Annotated in this window: 16 protein-coding genes; 5 read left to right on the top strand and 11 right to left on the bottom strand. The window is 73.5% G+C overall.

What is annotated here, in order from left to right; translation table 11 throughout:
* Positions 1-220: 220 nt before the first annotated feature.
* Positions 221-1,573, top strand: coding sequence for an amidase family protein (locus tag AB0F03_RS19315; protein ID WP_361993117.1), 1,353 nt, complete (start codon positions 221-223; stop codon positions 1,571-1,573).
* Positions 1,574-1,576: 3 nt separating this feature from the next.
* Here the strand turns inward: AB0F03_RS19315 and AB0F03_RS19310 are convergent, their stop codons facing one another.
* Positions 1,577-2,062, bottom strand: a complete 486-nt coding sequence (locus tag AB0F03_RS19310; RefSeq protein ID WP_361993115.1) for a GNAT family N-acetyltransferase — start codon at positions 2,060-2,062, stop codon at positions 1,577-1,579.
* 57 nt (positions 2,063-2,119) lie between these two features.
* Positions 2,120-2,293 (bottom strand): hypothetical protein, encoded by a 174-nt coding sequence (locus AB0F03_RS19305; protein WP_356822114.1) that lies wholly within the window; start codon positions 2,291-2,293, stop codon positions 2,120-2,122.
* Positions 2,294-2,785: 492 nt separating this feature from the next.
* Here AB0F03_RS19305 and AB0F03_RS19300 point away from each other — a divergent pair, with 492 nt between their 5' ends.
* Entirely contained in the window at positions 2,786-3,181 is a 396-nt protein-coding gene (locus AB0F03_RS19300) for a hypothetical protein (protein ID WP_361993111.1), read from the top strand.
* 161 nt (positions 3,182-3,342) lie between these two features.
* On the opposite strand, the gene AB0F03_RS19295 is transcribed toward AB0F03_RS19300, so the two are convergent.
* The 6 genes from AB0F03_RS19295 to AB0F03_RS19270 form a co-directional block, all read right to left on the bottom strand.
* A complete protein-coding gene (locus AB0F03_RS19295; protein ID WP_361993108.1) occupies positions 3,343-4,812 on the bottom strand; it encodes an SDR family NAD(P)-dependent oxidoreductase in 1,470 nt (489 codons plus the stop codon).
* Positions 4,813-4,983: 171 nt separating this feature from the next.
* Complete coding sequence (locus AB0F03_RS19290; RefSeq protein ID WP_361993106.1) at positions 4,984-6,315, bottom strand: wax ester/triacylglycerol synthase family O-acyltransferase; 1,332 nt, start codon at positions 6,313-6,315, stop codon at positions 4,984-4,986.
* A 143-nt stretch (positions 6,316-6,458) separates the two neighbouring features.
* A complete protein-coding gene (locus AB0F03_RS19285; protein WP_361993103.1) occupies positions 6,459-8,780 on the bottom strand; it encodes a GH92 family glycosyl hydrolase in 2,322 nt (773 codons plus the stop codon).
* 126 nt (positions 8,781-8,906) lie between these two features.
* Positions 8,907-10,127, bottom strand: a complete 1,221-nt coding sequence (glgC, locus tag AB0F03_RS19280; protein WP_361993100.1) for a glucose-1-phosphate adenylyltransferase — start codon at positions 10,125-10,127, stop codon at positions 8,907-8,909.
* Between the two features lie 51 nt (positions 10,128-10,178).
* Positions 10,179-11,330: a glycogen synthase gene (gene glgA / locus AB0F03_RS19275; protein ID WP_361993097.1), complete on the bottom strand. Its 1,152-nt coding sequence runs from the start codon at positions 11,328-11,330 to the stop codon at positions 10,179-10,181.
* A 41-nt stretch (positions 11,331-11,371) separates the two neighbouring features.
* On the bottom strand, positions 11,372-12,151 hold the full coding sequence (locus AB0F03_RS19270) for a (2Fe-2S)-binding protein (protein ID WP_361993094.1): 780 nt from the start codon (positions 12,149-12,151) through the stop codon (positions 11,372-11,374).
* A 227-nt stretch (positions 12,152-12,378) separates the two neighbouring features.
* Between AB0F03_RS19270 and AB0F03_RS19265 the strand changes: the two genes are divergently transcribed.
* The gene (locus AB0F03_RS19265; RefSeq protein ID WP_361993091.1) at positions 12,379-13,518 is read left to right on the top strand and encodes a DMT family transporter; all 1,140 of its coding nucleotides are present in this window, start codon (positions 12,379-12,381) and stop codon (positions 13,516-13,518) included.
* Between the two features lie 61 nt (positions 13,519-13,579).
* Here AB0F03_RS19265 and AB0F03_RS19260 read toward each other — a convergent pair whose 3' ends face one another.
* Positions 13,580-14,734 (bottom strand): transglycosylase family protein, encoded by a 1,155-nt coding sequence (locus AB0F03_RS19260; protein ID WP_361993088.1) that lies wholly within the window; start codon positions 14,732-14,734, stop codon positions 13,580-13,582.
* Between the two features lie 284 nt (positions 14,735-15,018).
* Between AB0F03_RS19260 and gndA the strand changes: the two genes are divergently transcribed.
* Positions 15,019-16,455 carry an NADP-dependent phosphogluconate dehydrogenase gene (gene gndA / locus AB0F03_RS19255; protein WP_361993086.1) on the top strand — a complete coding sequence of 479 codons (1,437 nt, stop codon included), beginning with the start codon at positions 15,019-15,021 and terminating at the stop codon, positions 16,453-16,455.
* Positions 16,456-17,500: 1,045 nt separating this feature from the next.
* Here the strand turns inward: gndA and AB0F03_RS19250 are convergent.
* Together AB0F03_RS19250 and panD are read right to left on the bottom strand one after the other, a co-directional pair.
* Entirely contained in the window at positions 17,501-17,845 is a 345-nt protein-coding gene (locus tag AB0F03_RS19250) for a GNAT family N-acetyltransferase (protein ID WP_361993083.1), read from the bottom strand.
* A 33-nt stretch (positions 17,846-17,878) separates the two neighbouring features.
* Positions 17,879-18,298 carry an aspartate 1-decarboxylase gene (gene panD / locus AB0F03_RS19245; RefSeq protein ID WP_361993080.1) on the bottom strand — a complete coding sequence of 140 codons (420 nt, stop codon included), beginning with the start codon at positions 18,296-18,298 and terminating at the stop codon, positions 17,879-17,881.
* Between the two features lie 629 nt (positions 18,299-18,927).
* On the opposite strand from panD, the gene AB0F03_RS19240 reads away from it, so the two are divergent.
* A complete protein-coding gene (locus AB0F03_RS19240) occupies positions 18,928-19,260 on the top strand; it encodes a putative quinol monooxygenase (protein WP_361993077.1) in 333 nt (110 codons plus the stop codon).
* Positions 19,261-19,338: the final 78 nt, after the last annotated feature.

The raw sequence follows: 19,338 nt of genomic DNA, 5'->3' as shown, positions 1-19,338 counted from the left end.
GTTGCTGCGTCGGGGGCCGGGGCTGCGCGGGTGACCGGGGGTGCGTGACGGCCGCGGGGGCCGACGAGATGTACAGCTCCCCTACGGCGCGCACTTCGAACCGTGCCGCCCGCTCGTCCCGCGCGCCGGACGGTCGTCCCGGCCTCTCGACGTGCGGCACCCCGAACGGGCAGAGTTCTCCCTGCCCGTCGTCCGTACCGATCAGTAACGAGGAGCGCCCGTGAGCAGCTGGGCAGGCCGGACCGCTGTCGAGATCGCCGCCGCCGTCCGCGAGAAGCGGGTCACGCCCCGCGAGGTGGTGGCCGATCACCTCGCCCGGATCGACCGGCTCGACCGGCGGGTCGGCGCCTTCCGGAAAGTCCGGGCGGAGGCGGCGCTCGCCGAGGCCGACGAGGTGGCCTCCCGCGGCGACTTGGGCGAACTGCCGCTGGCGGGCGTGCCGTTGGCGGTCAAGGACAACCTGTCGGTGCGGGGCGAGTCGCACCGCGACGGCTCCCCCGCCACCCCGGACACCCCGGCCGCCGAGGACCACGTCACGGTGGCCCGGCTGCGGGCGGCCGGCGCGGTGGTGGTGGGCCTGACGAACGTGCCGGAGCTGTGCGTGTTCGGCAGCACGGAGGGCCCGTTCGGCACCGCCCGCAATCCGTGGGACCTCTCGCGTACGGCGGGCGGGTCCTCCGGCGGCAGCGCGGCGGCGGTCGCCGCGGGTCTGGTGCCACTGGCGCTCGGCAACGACGGGATGGGCTCGCTGCGCATCCCGGCCGCGAACTGCGGGCTGGTCACGCTGAAGCCGGGGCACGGCGTGGTCCCGGCGGGGATCGGCAACGGCGACTGGTTCGGCATGTCGGAGAACGGCCCGCTGGCCACGACGGTCGGGGATCTGCGGCTGATGCTGGCGGTCCTCGCGGACGCGGGGTTCGAGGGCCGGGCGGAGCGGACGCCGCGGAGGATCGCCGCCGCCGTGCGCAGCCCGCTCGCCGGAGTGAGCGTCAGCCGGCCGTACCGGACCGTGGTCCGGGAGGCCGCCGGCGTGCTGGCGCGGGCCGGGCACCAGGTGCGGCGGGCCGAGCCGCCGTACCCGCTGTCGCTGGGGGTGACGGCGCTCCAGCACTGGACGGCCGGGACGGCGGTGGACGCCGAGGGCCTGGACCGGGCGCGGCTGGCCCGCCGGACCCGGGTGCACGCGAGCGTGGGCCGCCGCTTCGTCGGCCCGGTCCGCACCGGCGACGCCCGCGAGCGGCTGCGCGCCCGGCTGACCCCCTTCTTCACCGCGTACGACGTCCTGCTCACCCCGGCGCTGGCCCGCCGTTCCCCGCAGGCCGGACCGTGGCACGAGCGCGGTTGGCTGCGTAACGTCCTCGCCAACACGGCGTATTCGCCGTTCACGCCGCCGTGGAACCTGACGGGCTGGCCCGCGATGTCCGTCCCGTTCGGCACCCTGCCCTCCGGTGCGCCGTGCGCCGTCCAGCTCGTGGGCCGCCCGGGGACGGAGGCCGTCCTGCTGGAGCTGGCGCAGGAACTGGAGGAGCTGAGCCCGTGGCGGCGGACGGCACCCGTGCCGGACCGGCCGTAGCGTTCAGTCCAGGGCCCGGTACATGATGTGCAGGCCGACGCGGCCGTGCCGGGGGTGTTCGTAGGCCCCCGGGACGGTGCCGAGGATGGTGAAGCCGAGGGAGGTCCAGAGCCCGACGGCCGGGTTCGTCTCGACCACGGCGTTGAAGACCATCGCACGGTAGCCGTGGGTGCGGGCCTCGGCCAGGACGTGCTCGGCGAGTGCGCGGCCGACGCCCCGGCCGGTGTGGTCCGGGTCGACCATGAAACCGGCGTTGGCCACGCGGGCGGCGGGGCCGCCGTAGTTGGGGGTGAGGTAGGCGGAGCCGACCACGGTTCCGGCCGGGTCCTCGGCGACGTAGACCCGCTTGGCCGGGTCCATCCACAGGGCGCGGGCGGCTTCCTCGGTGGTGTCGGGGTCCCAGGTGTAGGTCTCGGCGCCGGCGACGATCCGGTGCCAGAAAGGCCAGATCCGCGGCCAGTCCGCGGCCGCGGCTTCTCTGATCGGCATGGGCGTGAGTCTGCCACGCCCATGCGTGCGGCGATCGCGACGGGTCCGGCCCGGGGGTCAGTCCACGCTCGGCAGGATGTGGGGCTCGGCGAGGTCGTCCTCGTAACCCGCGAGGCGGATGGGGGCGGACCGGGCCCACACGTCCAGGCTGCCGAGTTCTCCGGGCCGGCGGCCCGCGCGCTCCGAGCGTTCCTTGGGGCGCTGTTCGCGATTCGTCTTCTCCGGTGTCACCGCGCACTCCTTATGTGTCGGTCACCCTCGGGGCGTACCGGACGGTCTGCGCTCCGGCGTTCGACGCCCGTTCGGGTCTGGATGGAAGGCCAGTTCGGACGCGGTGGCGCCGGTACCTCAAGACGGAGCAGGCCGTTGTCGACCGGCTCACCCCAGGACGGACGATGGGTGTGGGTGGGACCCCGTGCTGCTGTCCGTCCACCTCAGATTAACCAAATGAGCAGTCATCCGCTCGATAGGGAGTGAAAACATGGTGTAACCAATACGCTTCGCCTGGCTACCAATACCCCTCAATATGAGGCCTTTTGACGCAAAGCGCATCACTCGTGCGCCCCGGTCAATCACCCACTCGGCTTACATCGGCGCACCCGTCGCCGGGTCGGCCCGTGTCCGCCCGTGCGGACCCGGCGCAGTTCAGGCGCCGTTGGCCGGACGGCAAGCTCGTCATGCTCTGCTGGCGCGGCAACGGCTGACTCGCGAGAGGACTGACGCATGGAGCTGCGCAGCGTCGAGGAGCTGATGGACCTGCTGTACGCCGGCCCGCACCGGCACGCGCTGCGGACCGCGGCGCTGCTGCGCCGCGGCCGTCCCGCCGACAAGGAGCTTCAGGTGGCGGCCCTGGTGCACGGCATCGGGCCGTTGCTGGGCCCGGGCGACGAGGCGGCGCGCGCCCGCAGGGCGGCCGGAGCGGTGCGCTCCCTGCTCGGGGAACGGGTGTACCGGCTGGTGCGCGGGGAGGCGTTCCCCGCCGATGAGGACGTACCGCGGCTGCGTCAGGCGGCCGAGGAGGCCCGGACGGCGGGCTTCGACGCGGGCGTACTGGAGGACTGGCGCACGGTGCTGGAACTGGTGGCGGCCCGGCACGCGCGGCTCGGCGCGGTGGACTGACGGCCGTCCGCGCGACGGCCCTACGGGTGACAGCCGTACGGGCGACAGCCGTCGGGGTGACGGATGACGGTCCTCAGGGTGACGGCCGACGCCAAGACGGCCGTCGGGGTGACGGCCGTCCGGGTGGCGTCCTCCGGTGCCGGGCACGGCACCTGCGCCGGTCACCACTTGCCGGGTGCGTAGTCCTTCATGAAGACGCCGTACAGGTCCTCGCCCGCCTCGCCGCGCACGATCGGGTCGTAGACGCGGGCAGCGCCGTCGACCAGGTCCAGAGGGGCGTGGAAGCCGGCCTCGGCGAGGCGCACCTTGTCCGGGTGAGGGCGCTCGTCGGTGATCCAGCCGGTGTCCACGGCCGTCATCAGGATGCCGTCCTTCTCGAACATCTCCTGGGCGCTGGTGCGCGTGAGCATGTTCAGGGCGGCCTTGGCCATGTTGGTGTGCGGGTGGCCGGCGCCCTTGTAACCGCGGTCGAAGACACCTTCCATGGCGGAGACGTTCACGATGTAGGTGCGGGGGGACTTGGCCGCGGCCATCGCCGGACGCAGCCGACTGATGAGGATGAACGGGGCCGTGGAGTTGCAGAGCTGGACCTCGAGCAGCTCGACCGGGGTCACCTCCTCCACCGTCTGGACCCAGCTGTTGGTGTCGTGCAGGTCGGGCACCAGACCGCCGGCGTCGATCGCCGTACCGGCCGCGATGCGCTCCAGCGACGCCGAGCCGGAGACCAGCGCGAGACCGGTGACGTCCTGGGCGGTCAGCGCGCCGCCGCCGGCGACCGGCAGCTGGGCGACCGCACCGGAGCCGAAGGTGCCGATCACCTCGGCGGCCGGGAGTTCACCGGCGGGCAGCGGGGCGGACTCGGCGCCGAGCAGTTCGCTGTACGCCTGCGGGGAGCGCCGTACCGTCTGGGCCGCGTTGTTGATCAGGATGTCGAGCGGACCCTCGGCGGTGACGGAGTCGGCGAGGGCGACGACCTGGGCGGGGTCGCGCAGGTCGATGCCGACGATCTTCAGCCGGTGGATCCACTCGTCGCTGTCGGGCTGGGCCTTGAACCGGCGGATGGCGTCGTTCGGGAAGCGCGTCGTGATCGTGGTGTGGGCGCCGTCGCGCAGCAGGCGCAGCGCGATGTACATGCCGATCTTGGCCCGGCCGCCGGTGAGCAGGGCGCGCTTGCCCGTGAGGTCGGCGCGGGCGTCGCGCCGGGCGCGGTTCTCGTCGGCGCACCGCTGGCAGAGCTGGTGGTAGAAGTAGTCGACCTCGACGTAGCGCTGCTTGCAGATGTAGCAGGAGCGCGGTCGCTGGAGTATGCCCGCGATCCGGCCCTCGTCGACCTTGGAGGAGGGCAGGACGCCCTCGGTCTCGTCGTCGATGCGCTCGGCGGAGCCGGTGGCGGTGGCCTCGGTGACGGCGCGGTCGTGCGCGGTCTTGGCGGCCCGGCGCTCCTGGCGGCGGCGCTGCTTGACCGTGCGGTAGATGTGCGAGGTGGCCCGGCGCACCCTGATCGCGTCGGGGTGGTCGACGTCGAGCCGGTCCAGCTCCTCGAGCACCCCCAGGCAGACGGCCAGCCGCTCGGGGTCGATACCGGGCCCGTGGACCACCTCGTCCATAAAGGCGTCCGTGGGGACGTCCATGGGGACCTCCATGGACGCAGACCCGTCCTCTGTCACCGTCATCGCGCTGCCGTTTCCCTGATCACCCGCGCAGCGCTCCGACTCGCGCCCGCTTTCGAACGGGGAATTTTACGGAGCGCACGGCCCCAGCACCAAATGAGCCGTTCCCGGCTGCGGGCCGCGGGCCCGGCCTCAGTGCCCGCAGACCCTCAGCAGCGTCTCCAGCTCGGCCGACACCGCGTGGGCGAACCGGTCCAGATCCGGCACGGCCTCGGCGTCGGCGACCAGCCCGTAGTGCACGTGCCCGCGGTACGTGGAGATCGCCACCGCCAGCGCCTGTCCGGGCGGGAGCGGAGCCAGCGGGTACACCTCGGTCAGCTCGTGACCGCCGAGGCGCAGCCCGAGCCCCGGCAGCGGCACGCTGGTGACGAGGATGTCGAACCACAGCCGGGCCGCCTGGCCGACCAGCGGCCCGCCGAGCCGGTGCCCGAGCGCGGGAACGTGGTCGGCGAGCAGGGCGACCGCGCCGGCGCCCCGGTTGGGCCCCGCGTCCTTGTTGCGGACCATCGCGGTGCGCACGGTGTCGAGACGGCCGAGCGGATCGGGGTCGTGGACCGGAAGCGGTATCAAGTACCCGGAGAGCCGGTTGCCCTGCGGATGCGCGGCGCGCGGGCGGCGCCGGGAGACGGGGATCAGCGCGCGGGGCGCCACACCCTCGCTGGCGTCGCCGCGCTCCTCCAGCCAGCGGCGCAGGGCGCCGGCGACGACGGCGACGAGGACGTCGTTCACGGTGCCGCCGGCGCTCTTGCGCACCCGGTGCACGTCGTCGATGTCGAGGACGACCCCGGCGGTGCGGCGGGTGCCGCTGGGCGCGGATGCCAGCGCGGAGGTCGGCCGCATGCCGAAGGTCGACCGGGCCAGCGAGGCCCCGATCTCCAGGGCCCGGCCCGCGTCGGACAGGGCGCCCTTGACCAGCTCGGGGACGAGTCCGGGCAGCCGGCGCACGTCGGACAGCAGGCCGCGCGGCGGCTCGGCGGCGCGGGGCGCGCGCTCGGGCAGCTCCACGGGGTCGAGGATGCCGGCGGCGAGCTTCAGTGCGCGCAGTCCGTCGGCGAGGGCGTGGTGGAACTTGAACAGCACCGCGAAGGACACGCCGTCCTCGCCGGGCAGCACGTGCGCCTCCCAGGGCGGCCGGCCGCGTTCCAGCGGGCGCTCCATCAGCCGGCCGGCGGCGGCGTGGAAGTCGGCGGTCGGGGCGTGCAGCCGTACGTGGTCGAGCGGGTCGAAGTCGGGGGCGCTCTCCCGGGTGGCGCCGCCGAAGGCGAGCGGCTGCCAGACGTCGCGGATGCGCATGCGCAGGCCGGGCACGGCGGCGGCGCGGGCGGCGAGCAGGTCGGCGGCGTGGGCGCCGGCGGTGGGCGAGTGCGCGGCGAAGAGGCCGAGCGCGCCGAGGTGCATGGGGTGCCGGTCGGACTCCATGTTCCAGAAAGCCAGGTCGAGAGGGGCGAGCAGGTCGGACGTCACGGGCTTTCCTCACGCGTCGACGACGGGTGACCAGAAGTCAAACCCCGGCAGACGATTACGGTCAAGCATGGTCACATTACTTCACGTGACCGCCGAGGGGCGGCCCGCCCCTCCGGAAGGGACGGGCCGCAGGACAGCCGGGGTCACCTCAGGGCGGGCGGCGCCGCACCGGTTGACGTACCCCACCCTGACGGGCGCGGGCCGACCGTGAACGCCAGGGAGCGCAGCGAGCGCAGCGCCCCGGTCGTCAGGTAGGTCCGGCGGTGAGGCGCGCCGTCGGTGCGGACGGCCTGGACGTAGCGGTCGGTGGGCGACGTGCCGGGCGCGCGCACGGTCAGCCGGCCGCCCGGCCAGTAGGAGCGGTCCAGGGTCAGGTCGACGCGGTCGAAGACCGGCGTGGTCAGGCCCCAGGTGTCGTAGCCGGGCTGGACCGGGAAGAGCCCGATGGACGACAGGACGTTCCAGGCGGACATCGTGCCGAGGTCGTCGTTGCCGGTGATGCCGGTGGGGCTGTCGGTGAACAGGGTCAGCGCCGCGTGCACCACGTCCGTGGTCTTCCAGGGTTGCCCGGTGGACAGGTAGGTGTACGGAGCGATCAGGTCCGGTTCGTTCTGCGGGTTGTAGGTGGCCGCGTTGTAGTAGGCGTACGGGTCACCGTGCACCCAGACCTCGCGGGCGGTCCGCTCCGGGTCGGCGAGCAGCCGGTCGTAGGCGAAGAAGGCGTCCAGGCGGTCGTTGGCCGCGCGGGTGCCGCCGATCAGGCCGGTCATGCCGGGCAGGTCCTGCGGGACGAGCCACTGGTACTGCCAGGCGGTGCCCTCGTGGAAGCCGGTGCCGCGGGCGGGGTCGGCCGGTCCGGTGAAGGCGCCGGAGGCGTCGCGGGCACGGAAGAAGCCGGTGGCCGGGTCGAAGATGGCGCGGTAGTTCCGCGAGCGGGCCGCGTAGCGGGCGGCGTCGTCCTCGTGGCCGAGACCGCGGGCCATCTGGGCCAGCATGGCGTCGGCGAGGGCGTACTCCAGGGTGACGGAGGCGCCCTGGTGGTAGTCGGAGTCACCCATCTTGGCGTACGGGCGGCCCTTGACGTAGGGCGCGAAACCATGGGCGAGGTACTCGGCATTGGCCTCCCGGCCGACGCCCGGGTACGCGGCGGGCGGCACTCCGTCGGCGTTCTTCCTCAGGGCACGGTAGGCGCGCTCCTCGAACCCCTTCAGCAGCCCCATGTGGTAGGCGGTGGTCAGGAACGGGGTGACCGGGTCGCCGGTCATGATGTTCGTCTCGACCGGGCCGTACCCCCACTTGGGCAGCCAGCCGCCGTCCTCGTCGATCGCGACCACCGACCGGGCCATGTCGCGGGCCTCGCGCGGGGCGAGCAGGGCGAGGAGCTGCGCCTGGGTGCGGTAGGTGTCCCACAGCGACCAGTTCTGGTAGTACGTGAAGCCCCGGGCGCGGTGCGTGCGGCGATCCCAGCCGAAGTAGCGGCCGTCGGCGTCGCTGCCGGCGTTCGGCGCGAGGTAGGACCGGTACAGCGAGGAGTAGAACGTCCGGCGGAGCGTGGGCGTGCCGCCCCGCGCGCGGACGGCCGCGAGCCGGTCCTCCCACTCCTCGCGGGCGCGGTGGCGTACGGCGTCGAAGGGCCGGCCGCCCTCGGCCCGCAGGTTCCCGGCGGCGCCCCGCGCGTCGACGTACGACAGGGCGGTGGTCGCCTCGACGGTACGGTCCCCGGTGGTGTCGAAGCGGACGTAGGCACCGCCGTGCCCGGTGCGGGCGCCCGGAGTGACGTCCTGGCCGTCCCAGGTGCCGTAGGCGGTGAAGGGCCGGCTGAACCGGGTGACCGTGTAGACGGTGTACGGGCCGGTGTCCCGGCAGAAGCCGTGGCCGGTGACCTCCGTGCGCACGGTGTGGTCGTCGAGGATCTCCACCGCGCTGCCGACGGGCTTGTGCAGCGACTGGGCGGCGTTCAGCAGGACATTGGCCTTGCGGGTGGCCGGGAAGGTGTAGCGCTGCACCCCGGTGCGGGCGGTCGCGGTCAGTTCGGCGCGGATGCCGGAGGCGAGACCCACCCGGTAGTAGCCGGGGCTCGCCTCCTCGTCGTCGTGGGAGAACGTCGCCGCGTACCGGGCGTAGTCCGTCTCGGTGACGTCACCGGTGGTGGGCAGCACGGGCAGGTCGCCGCCGATGCGGCAGCCGACGCCCGAGAGGTGGACCAGGGAGAAGCCGCGGACACGGTGGTGCGCGTAGTCGTAGCCGGTGCTGTGCCCGGTGTCCGGCGAGAGCTGCACCATGCCGAAGGGCACGGCCGCGCCGGGAAAGGTGTTCCCCTCGTTCTGGGTCCCGATGAAGGGATTCACCAGGTCGGTGAGGTGGCCGTCGGTCCGCTCGGCGGCCCGTGCGGCGGGGGTGGCGACCAGCGCGGACGCCGCCATCACCCCGGCCAGGCACAGCCGCGTGCGCCGGGTCCCTCTCATGTCGGATGACCTCCGAAGGTTCGACATCGTTGCCTGCATCGTGAAGGGCGAACGGCGTGAACCCGGGCATTGCCGTCAGGACGAGGCGGAACGCGTCGCGGGGGCCGCGGCCTGACGGGGTGTCGGTCAGGGGACCCGCTGCCCCTTGCCGAGCGCGATGACGCCCGCCTTGGAGACGGTGTACAACTCGGCGTCCCGCTCCGGGTTGACACCGATCGTCGCGCCCGGCGGGACCTCCACGTTCTTGTCGAGGACCGCGCCGCGGACCACCGCCCCCCGGCCGACGTGCACGTTGTCGTGCAGCACCGAGCCCTGGACGACCGCGCCCGGATCGACGCGTACACCGGGTGAGAGCACCGAACGGCTGACCTGGCCGCGGATCAGGCAGCCCGCGCTGATGATGGACTCGCTCGCGATGCCGCCCGCGTTGAACCGGGCCGGGGAGAGCTGGTACGAGTGGGTGTAGATGGGCCACTGGCGGTTGTACAGGTTGAACGCGGGGCGCTCGGCGATCAGGTCCATGTGCGCCTCGTAGTAGGCGTCCAAGGTGCCCACGTCCCGCCAGTAGCCCTGGTCGCGGGTGGTCTCGCCGGGCACGTGGTTGTCGCTGAAGTCGTACAGCTGGGCCTCGCCGCGCGCGGTGAGCTGGGGCAGGATCGAGCCGCCCATGTCGTGCACGGACTGCGTGTCCTCGGCGTCCCGGTGCAGCGCCTCGATCAGCGCCTTGGTGGTGAAGATGTAGTTGCCCATCGAGGCGAACACGCATCCGGGGTCGTCCGGCAGGCCCGGCGGATCGGCGGGCTTCTCCAGGAAGCGTTCCACCGTGACCCCGTCCGAGCCCGGCGTGATCACCCCGAACGACGGCGACTCCGCGCGCGGCACCCGGATGCCGGCCACCGTCACTCCCGCGCCGCCCTCGATGTGCTGCGCGAGCATCTGCCGCGGGTCCATGCGGTAGACGTGGTCGGCGCCGAACACGGCCACGTACTCGGGCTGTTCGTCGTGGACCAGGTTCAGGGACTGGAGGAGCGCGTCGGCGCTGCCCAGGTACCAGCGCGGGCCGAGCCGCTGCTGGGCCGGGACCGGGGTGACGTAGTTGCCGAGCAGGCTCGACATCCGCCAGGTGGTGGTGATGTGCCGGTCCAGCGAGTGCGACTTGTACTGGGTCAGCACACAGATGCGCAGCACGTCGGCGTTGACCAGGTTGGACAGGACGAAGTCGACCAGGCGGTACGTGCCGCCGAAGGTGACCGCCGGTTTGGCGCGGTCCGCGGTGAGCGGCATCAGGCGCTTGCCCTCGCCGCCCGCCAGCACGATCCCGAGCACGGAAGGCCCTCCACGACGCATGCCCGCTCCCCTCAGCCCTGGTTGAACCATGGTTGCCCCGAGAGGGCCGGACTAAGCCTCCTTGAGGATCTCCTCGTACAGTCCGGCCGTGCGGCGGGCCACCGCGTCCCAGCCGAACTCGCCCACCGCGCGCGCCCGTCCGGCCTCCCCCATCCGCCGGGCCGCCGCCGGATCTGCGAGCACGGCGTCCAGCGCGCGGGCGAGCCCGGACTCGAAACCGTCGTCCACGTCGACGAGGAGGCCGGTGCGGCCGTCGTCCACGACCTCGGGGATGCCGCCCACCCGGGACGCGACGACCGGCGTGCCGCAGGCCATCGCCTCCAGATTGACGATGCCGAGCGGCTCGTACACCGAGGGGCAGGCGAACACCGACGCCCGCGTGAGGAGTTGGATCACCTCCGGACGCGGCAGCATCTGCGGGATCCAGAACACGCCCGACCGGACCCGGCTCAGTTCCTCGAACAGCTCGCGGAACTCCCGGTCGATCTCCGGGGTGTCGGGCGCGCCGGCGCACAGCACCACCTGGACGCCGGGGTCGATGTCCCGTACGGCGCGCAGCAGATGGGGCACGCCCTTCTGGCGGGTGATCCGGCCGACGAACAGGACGTAGGGACGCGCGGGGTCGATGCCGTGCCGGGTGAGGGCGTCGGTGCCGTGGTCGGGGCGGTAGAGCCGGGTGTCGATGCCGTTGTGCACGACGTGGACCCGGGCCGGGTCCAGTGCCGGGTAACAGGACAGGACGTCCTCCCGCATGGCGCCCGAGACGGCGATCACCGCGTCGGCGGCCTCGATCGCGGTGCGTTCGGCCCAGCCCGACAGGGCGTACCCACCGCCGAGTTGCTCCGCCTTCCAGGGGCGCAGCGGCTCCAGCGAGTGGGCGGTGACGACGTGCGGGACGCCGTACAGCAGCTTGGCGACATGGCCGGCCAGATTGGCGTACCAGGTGTGCGAGTGGACGAGTTCGCGGCCTTCGAGGGCGGCGGCGACGGCGAGGTCCACGGAGAAGGTGCGCAGCGCGTCGTTCGCTCCGTCGAGGGCGGACCAGGGACGGTGGCGTACGACACCGTCGCCGCGTCCCTCGCCCCAGCAGTGCACCTCCAGGTCCACCAGCGAGGCCAGCTCGCGGGCGAGGAACTCGACATGGACACCGGCGCCGCCGTACACGTCCGGGGGGTACTCCCGGCTCAGCAGTCCCACTCGCACCCGACAACCCCCTGGTCTCGGTGGCACGTTCTCCCCCATGGTCACCCAGATGCGGCGCGCGGGGAAGAGCGCGGCAGGCGGGTGAGGCAGCAGTCACCGCACAGTCCGCCGCCGGGGACGCGGTAGTACAGGCAGCAGCTGTGGCGGCGGAAGGCCGTACCGGCGCGGGCACCGGTGGCGCGCAGCAGGGGGTGGGTGAACAGTTCGCCGGTGAGCGCGCGGGCCCGTTCCACTGCGTCGGTACGGCCGTGGGCGCGGGCCCAGCGGGCCAGTTCGCGGGCCGTCGCGGCGAGCGCCGAACCGGCGTTGCCCCGCAGCAGGCCGGCGGCGACGCCGTAGCGGGCCCGCAGGGCGGCGCCCAGGGGTTCCAGGTGGGCGTCGAGGACGGCGGCGGCGACGGCGTCCGCGTCGCCGGGCAGCGTGCGCACCCCGGTGAGCCACAGGTCGTCAGGGGCGGAGGCGAGGGGGTCCCAGCGCAGCAGCCCCGGGTCCAGGGAGGGCAGCCGGCCGTACAGCACGGCGCAGCCCAGCGCGGCCGACCACAGCCGGGCGGCCAGCCCCTGCTGGGCGAGGGAGGCGGCGACCCGCGGTTCGGCGGTCCCCAACCGGGCCCCGACGGTGGCGACACGCAGCGTCAGCGCGTCATGGCGGCCGTCCGGGGCCACCCCGTCGTAGGCCTCCGCGAGGGTCGGGAGCCGGTGCGGACCCGTGCCGTCGGCGGCCGCGGCCGGAGGGGGAGGCGGAGGCGGAGGCGGGAGAGTGCGCAGGACGAAGAAGCCGCCGAGGGAGCGGAGGGCGGCGAGATCGGGGTCGAGGTCCACGACAGGCACTCCTACCAGGTGCGTTCACGGGCCGGCCGCGCGGGGCCGGATCCTGCCTCCCCCTGCCTGAGGATGACCGGCCGGGTGCCTACTCCATCGGTAGTAGGACGTAGTGAGGCCTCAGGTACGACGACGGAGCGGGCGCCACCCGGCAGAGTGTTCGCCATGGAAGCCGACCGCCCGTCACGCCGGGTCCGCGACCCCCGCCGTACTCGGGGGAGACGCCGATGAGCGCCCTGGCGCTGTCCGTGCTCCTGTCGCTCGTCTCCGCCGTCGCCTACGCGGGCGGCGCCATCGTGCAGGAGCAGGTCGCGGTGTCCGCCCCGCACGAGGCGTATCTGCCGCTGCGCCGCCCGGGCTGGTGGGGCGCGCTGGCGCTCAACGGTCTCGGCGGCGTGCTCCACGTCGTGGCGCTCGCCTGCGGTCCGCTCAGCCTCGTCCAGCCGCTGGGCGCGCTGACCATCGTCTTCGCGCTGCCCCTGGCCGCGCTGTGCGTCGGCCGCCGGGCCGGCGCCACGGCCTGGCGTGGCGCCCTCATGGCCACGGTGGGACTCGCCGGGCTGCTGTCCCTGGTCGGCACCTCCGGCGCCCACTCCCTCACCCCGGCCCAGCGGGTGGTGGCCGCCCTGGTCACCGGCGGAGCGGTGGTGGCCCTGATGTGCGCCGGCCTGGCCGCGCACCGGCATCCGGCCATGCGCAGTGTCCTGCTCGCCACCGCGTCCGGCATCGCGTTCGGCATGTCGTCGGTGTTCACCAAGACCGTCGCCGTGGACCGGACCCTGGGCTTCGGGCCGGCCGACCTGGCCTCGCTCGCGGCGGTCTGCCTGTTCGCGGTCGCCGGGGTGCTGCTGTCCCAGGCCTCCTACCGGGGCGGCGGACTCACCGCGCCCCTGGCCACGCTGACGGTCGTGAACCCGATGCTGGCCGCCGCGGTGGGCGTCCTGATGTTCGGCGAGACGTTCCGCCACGGCACCACGGGCACGGTGCTCGCGCTGGCCTGCGGCGTGGTGACGGCGGGTGGCCTGGTCATGCTGACGACGGAACGGATGGAGGACACATCGGTGCCGGGCGCAGCGGCGCCCGCCGAGGCGGCCCCGGTTGTGGGATTGTTCGCCGGAACGTCGTCCGCCGGGGGCGCGTCGGTGCGGGACGCGGCGGAGGGGTTGGTCGTCGTACCGCGGCAGCGCACGGCGCAGGCCGGTGCCGGGCCGGCCGGACCGCCACCGCGTGAACTGCCCGTCCCGGGCCCGGGCGGCAGCGGCACGGACCCCGGCGATGCGCTCCCCGCGCCGTACACGCCGCTGCCCGGAGGCGTGCGGGTGCCGCTGCCGGTACTGGACCGGCACCGCACGCGCGTCGGTTCCTGACGCGCGTGCGGCGGATGCGTCGGACCAGTGAGTGGTGCCGCGCCCGCTGCCGTGCCGCGTGTCAGATTCCGACGCCGCCCGCCCGGAGATAGGCGAGCGGGTCGATGTCCGAGCCGAAGCCCGGCCCCGTCCGCACCTCGAAGTGCAGGTGCGGGCCTGTGACGTTGCCGGTGGCGCCGGAGCGGCCGAGGCGCTGGCCCGCGCTGACGCTCTGGCCGGCCCGTACGGAGATCGCCGACAGGTGGGCGTACTGCGTGTAGCGGCCGTCGGCGTGCCGGAGCACCACCTGGTAGCCGTACGAGCCGCCCCAGCCGGCGGACACCACGTGCCCGGCCGCCGCCGCCTTCACGGAGGTGCCGGTGGGCACGAGGAAGTCGACGCCGGTGTGGTAGCCCTTGGACCAGTGGGAGCCGGCCACGCGGTAGCCGGTGCCGACCGGCGCGGTCACCGGGGCGACGAGCGCGTGCCGGGTCGGGGGCGTGCCGGGGTGGTGCGTGGTGCGATGCGGCGGAGGTGTCTTCTTCCCCGGGGCCTCGGGCGGCGCGGTCCTGGTGCGGGTGCCGCTCAGGCTGAGCCGCTGGCCGGGCACGATCAGGTCGGGATCGGTGCCGATCGTCGTGCGGTTGCCCGCGTACAGCGTGCGCCAGCCGCCCCGCACCTGGTGGTCGCCGGCGATGCCGGAGAGCGTGTCGCCGTGCACCACCGTGTACATCTCGGCGCGGCCCGCGCGGGACTGCGGAGTGGTCTGCGGCCGTACGTCCCGCACGGAGGTGGACGCGGGGCGGGACCGGGCGGGATGGGTGGAGACGGTCTCCGCGCGCACGTCGGGGCTGCCGCCGCCGCGGGTGAGCCCGGCGGACCCCGAGCACACGGGCCAGGCGCCCGGCCCCTGTCCGTCGAGGACCTTCTCGGCGACGGCGATCTGCTGGTCCCGGGTGGCCAGGTCGGCACGCGCCGCGTACCGGGTGCCGCCGTACGCGTCCCAGGTGGACCGGGTGAACTGGAGGCCGCCGTAGAAGCCGTTACCGGTGTTGATGCTCCAGTTCCCACTGGACTCGCACGCGGCGACCTTGTTCCAGGTGGCCACGTCGGCGGCGTTCGCGGTGCCGGCGGCGACCAGCGGGATCGCGAGGCCGGCACCGCCCGCCGTGACGGTGAGTGATGCGCGGTTGATCCTGTTCGGCTGGTACCGGCGGTGCCGGCCGCGTGCGGCCATGTGCGAATTCCCCTCGGCATGCGTCAGGAGGTGCGTCAGGCGGGGCAAAAGTAAGCGCGGCGAACTGGCCATGACAAGACGCGATTTCGGCCGCCCGGTTCCGGAGAGTGGCCGGTAACGTCCCCCTGCCCGGGCAGACGGGCCGGTGAGTGAGGCGGAAGGCGCCGTCGCCGCGTACACATGCGTGGCGGGTCGCAAGTGCGCTCGCCGTAGCGGCACGTCAGGATGAGCGAGGGCCCGTACTGACGGAGCCGTAGTCACGAGGCAACCAGGGAGCAGGCGGTATGAGCACTTCAGCGCAGATCGGTGTCACGGGCCTGGCGGTCATGGGCCGCAATCTCGCCCGGAACTTCGCGCGCAACGGTTACACGGTCGCCGTGCACAACCGTACGGTGTCGCGCACCCAGGCGCTGGTGAAGGAGTTCGGGCACGAGGGCGACTTCGTCGCTGCCGAGACCGCCAAGGACTTCGTGGCGGCCCTGGAGCGCCCGCGCCGCCTGGTCGTCATGGTCAAGGCGGGCGAGCCGACGGACGCCGTCATCCAGGAGTTCGCTCCGCTCCTGGAGCCCGGCGACATGATCATCGACGGCGGCAACGCGCACTTCGCGGACACCCGCCGCCGGGAGCGGGAACTGCGCGAGCACGGCATCCACTTCGTCGGCACGGGCATCTCCGGCGGTGAGGAGGGCGCGCTGCACGGGCCGAGCATCATGCCGGGCGGGTCGGTGGAGTCGTACAGGCCGCTGGGGCCGATGCTGGAGAAGATCTCCGCCAAGGCCCCCGACGGGGCGCCGTGCGTGACCCACGTGGGTCCGGACGGCGCCGGGCACTTCGTGAAGATGGTGCACAACGGCATCGAGTACGCCGACATGCAGCTGATCGGCGAGGCGTACCAGTTGCTGCGCGACGTCGCCGGGTACTCCCCCGCGCAGATCGCCGACATCTTCCGCACCTGGAACACCGGCCGGCTCGACTCCTACCTGATCGAGATCACCGCCGAGGTGCTGTCCCACGTGGACGCCGGCGGCGAGCCGTTCGTGGACGTCGTCGTCGACCAGGCCGAGCAGAAGGGCACCGGTCGCTGGACCGTGCAGATCGCCCTGGACCTGGGCGTGCCGGTGTCGGGCATCGCGGAAGCGGTGTTCGCCCGGTCGCTGTCGGGCCACGCGGCGCTCCGGGAGGCCTCGCGGGGCCTGGCCGGGCCGAAGGCGACACCGCTCGGCGAGTCGGATGCGGCGGCCTTCGCCGACCGGGTCGAGCAGGCGCTGTACGCGTCCAAGATCGTGTCGTACACGCAGGGGTTCCACGAGATCGCCGCGGGCAGCGAGGAGTACGGCTGGGACATCGACCTGGGTGAGATCGCCTCCATCTGGCGCGGCGGCTGCATCATCCGGGCGGCCTTCCTGGACCGCATCCGCGCCGCGTACGACGCCCGGTCCGACCTGCCGAGCCTGCTGTCGGACGAGACGTTCGCACGGGAGATCGCCGCCGCGCAGGACGACTGGCGCGAGGTGCTCGTCGCGGCGACACGACAGGGAGTGCCGACCCCGGGCTTCGCGGCGGCGCTGGCCTACTACGACGCCCTGCGCGCCGAACGCCTGCCGGCCGCCCTGACCCAGGGCCAGCGCGACTTCTTCGGCGCGCACACGTACCGCCGGGTGGACCGGGACGGCGCGTTCCACACGCTGTGGGGCGGGGATCGGTCCGAGGTTTCGGCTTAGGGGGCGGTGCGGGGCGGGCGGCTCCGGGCGCGGGCGGTTCGGGGATAGGACGACCGACGGGGGCGCGTCAACGGGGGGCGCGCCACCCGGTGCGCGGTCGTAGGGGGTGCCAGTGGGGGGCGCGTGCCGACGGCGGGCCGCGTACTCGCTGGGGCGAGCGGCCCGGGTGGCAAGAATGCGTACCGGCGGGGTTGGGTGGTCGCGGCCTGTCGACGGGCGGGGTGACCGCGGGGCTGAGCGCAGACGGCGTTGGCGCCTATGGGCTGGGCAGCTGCGCCGGATCCCTGCGGGTCGGGGCGGGGCGGGACGGGCGGGGCGGGACGGCGATACGGCCGCCGGTCGTTAGGGCCGCCAGTCGATACGGCTGCCTGTCGATACGGCTGCCGCTCGCCCGTTGGCGGGGCGCTGCGGCCGTGACGCGACCGCGGCCCGCGCCGCGGTCGGCGGCCAGCGGGACGGCGGCTCGCGTGGGGCAGGCCGGCGGCTCACTCACGACGGCGGGCCGGCGCCCGTCCTCCCGCACGCCGACAGCCGGCCCGTGGGGAAGCGAGCGGCCTGCCCGATGCTGGGCCGCTCGGTTCCCCACGCCCGCGAAGGCGCCGACACATGCCGGTGCCGTCAGGTGAGGGGTGGACCGGGTTCGGGGTTCGGGACCGGTTCCGGCCCCGGCGGGATCGGAGACGGGGAGGGGTCCGGTGGTCCGGGCGGCCCCGGGTGAGGCGGAACCGGCGGCGGGGTCGGGTCGGGGCCCGGCGCGGGCGGTGCCGGTTCCGGACCGGGGCCCGGCGGGATGGGCTGGGGGCTCGGTTCGGGGTTCGGGACCGGGCTGGGGTACGGATCCGGCGGGGTCGGACCCGGGCCCGGTGTCGGGCCGGGCGGAACCGGGTCGGGATAGGGGTTCGTCATCGGTGTTGTCCTCCGGCAGTCACGAAGCGTCGCCTCTGGACTTGTCCCCCGCCTACCCGACCACCGCCCCGGCACTCACCCGACGGCAGCACCGAACGGGTCCGGGTGGGGGGCCGGGGCCACGGAAACCTCCGGCCGCTCAGAACCGTCCTGGGTGCGCGCGCAGCCAGTCCTTCGCGGCCGACAGGAGTTCCGGGTCGGCCGGCGGGGCGACGTCGGGGTGGCGTTCGGCCCACTTGACGACGTACGAGCACAGCGGGGCCACGGCGACGCCCTCGCGCTCGGCGAGGGTGTACAGCTCGCGGGCGAGCGATCCGGCGATGCCCTTGCCCTCGTGGGCGGGCTCGACGATCGTGTGGACGGGAACCAGGGCGCGTGCGGGTGACTCCAGGACGAAGTACTCGATGCGGCCGACGACTTCACCGCCGCCGAGGGCTTCCAGGCGGCCGGCCGCCCGGTCGTCGCGAATCTCGGTGTCACCCATGGGCACGCTCCAGGTCCTGGTCCTCGCGGCCGGTCAGGCCTGGACGGCCTGGGGGCTGCGCTGCTGGTCGGAGCCGGGCACCGGCTCCGACGGGTCGGCGCCGAGGGACACGATCCGGTTACCGGCGTCGACGTGCACGACCCGGGGCCGCAGCTCGCGCGCCTCAGCCTCGGTGACCTGAGCGTAGCTGATGATGATCACCAGGTCGCCGGGATGGACGAGGTGGGCCGCCGCCCCGTTGATCCCGATGACCCCGGAACCGCGCTCGCCCTCGATGACGTACGTCTCCAGCCGGGCGCCGTTGGTGACGTCGACGATGTGCACCAGCTCCCCGGGCAGCAGGTCCGCGGCGTCGAGAAGATCGGCGTCGATGGTCACCGATCCCACGTAGTGCAGGTCGGCCTGGGTGACGGTGGCGCGGTGGATCTTGGACTTGAACAGAGTACGCAGCACTTTGGACTCCTGAAAGGCGGCTCCCTGCCTGCTTTGTGCAGGTCAAAGGCGGTCTTCACTCTACACGGGCACGCGTCGAAGTCGACGATTGTGAGGAACTTCGCTTGCCATTGGGGAGAGGGCTCCCGGCCTGGGCTTCCGCGTCCAGCGCGTCAGCTCCTGCGCCCGCGCACACACCGCGCCACCATGCCCTCTTCGCCTGCTGCGCCAGCACCAGGAATTCCCCGCCGCCCGGCTCACCGGCCGACTCCTCGGTGTGCTTCCAGTCGGTGGGCCGGGGTTGCCCCACGGGACGTGCGGCCAGGCGCACCTGGTGGTGACTCCGCGCATCTCGGGCGGCTCCTTCGTTGGATCGGGGCCGACACACGTCGGCAGACTGCTCGTCGCGCGTGTCGCCGTCCGGCGGGCATACCGGCTGGTCGGTAGGTACCCGTGAGCGTAGGGCGCCGTCCCGTCGGGGGCAAGCCGATCGCGGTGCACGCACGACGCACGGCCCGGTCCCGGCCTCGACCTGACACCGCTCGTCTGCGGCCACCCGGACCGCCGACGGCCGCGTGACGCCGTAGGATCTTGGTTCCACCCTGAATCGCCGCCGCCCGACCGTGCGGCTCCATGAGAGAGGCAGAACGATGATCTTCATCACCGCGAAGTTCCGAGTCCGTCCCGAGCATGCCGACCGGTGGCCGGAGATCGCCGCCGAATTCACCGAGGCCACGCGCAGCGAGCCGGGCTGCCTCTGGTTCAGCTGGTCCCGAAGCGTCGACGACCCGACGGAGTTCGTCCTGGTCGAGGCCTTCCGTGATGACGAGGCAGGGGCCGCTCATGTGCAGTCCGCGCACTTCAAGGCCGCGCAGCAGACCCTGCCGCCGCACCTGGCCGAGACGCCCCGCATCGTGAACATGGCCGTTCCGCAGGACGACTGGTCGCTGCTGGGTGAGATGGCGGTTCCCGAGCAGGGGTAGCAGCCGCCGGGAACCGTCGAACTGAAAACGTGACCGACTGCGGACTTACAGACATCCCGACCAGTCGGTATGGTGCGC

Source organism: Streptomyces sp. NPDC028722, from assembly GCF_040637655.1.
Lineage (GTDB): Bacteria > Actinomycetota > Actinomycetes > Streptomycetales > Streptomycetaceae > Streptomyces.
The sequence above is the reverse complement of the archived record's forward strand: the minus strand, read 5'-3'. Positions and strand labels throughout refer to the sequence as shown.

Coding starts and splice junctions, on each gene's coding strand:
- AB0F03_RS19310 (WP_361993115.1), bottom strand. CDS start 2,062: ATGCCGATCAGAGAAGCCGCGGCCGCGGACTGGCCGCGGATCTGGCCT.
- AB0F03_RS19240 (WP_361993077.1), top strand. CDS start 18,928: ATGATCTTCATCACCGCGAAGTTCCGAGTCCGTCCCGAGCATGCCGAC.
- glgC (WP_361993100.1), bottom strand. CDS start 10,127: ATGCGTCGTGGAGGGCCTTCCGTGCTCGGGATCGTGCTGGCGGGCGGC.
- AB0F03_RS19260 (WP_361993088.1), bottom strand. CDS start 14,734: ATGGCCGCACGCGGCCGGCACCGCCGGTACCAGCCGAACAGGATCAAC.
- AB0F03_RS19265 (WP_361993091.1), top strand. CDS start 12,379: ATGAGCGCCCTGGCGCTGTCCGTGCTCCTGTCGCTCGTCTCCGCCGTC.
- gndA (WP_361993086.1), top strand. CDS start 15,019: ATGAGCACTTCAGCGCAGATCGGTGTCACGGGCCTGGCGGTCATGGGC.
- AB0F03_RS19250 (WP_361993083.1), bottom strand. CDS start 17,845: ATGGGTGACACCGAGATTCGCGACGACCGGGCGGCCGGCCGCCTGGAA.
- AB0F03_RS19285 (WP_361993103.1), bottom strand. CDS start 8,780: ATGAGAGGGACCCGGCGCACGCGGCTGTGCCTGGCCGGGGTGATGGCG.
- AB0F03_RS19300 (WP_361993111.1), top strand. CDS start 2,786: ATGGAGCTGCGCAGCGTCGAGGAGCTGATGGACCTGCTGTACGCCGGC.
- AB0F03_RS19295 (WP_361993108.1), bottom strand. CDS start 4,812: ATGGACGTCCCCACGGACGCCTTTATGGACGAGGTGGTCCACGGGCCC.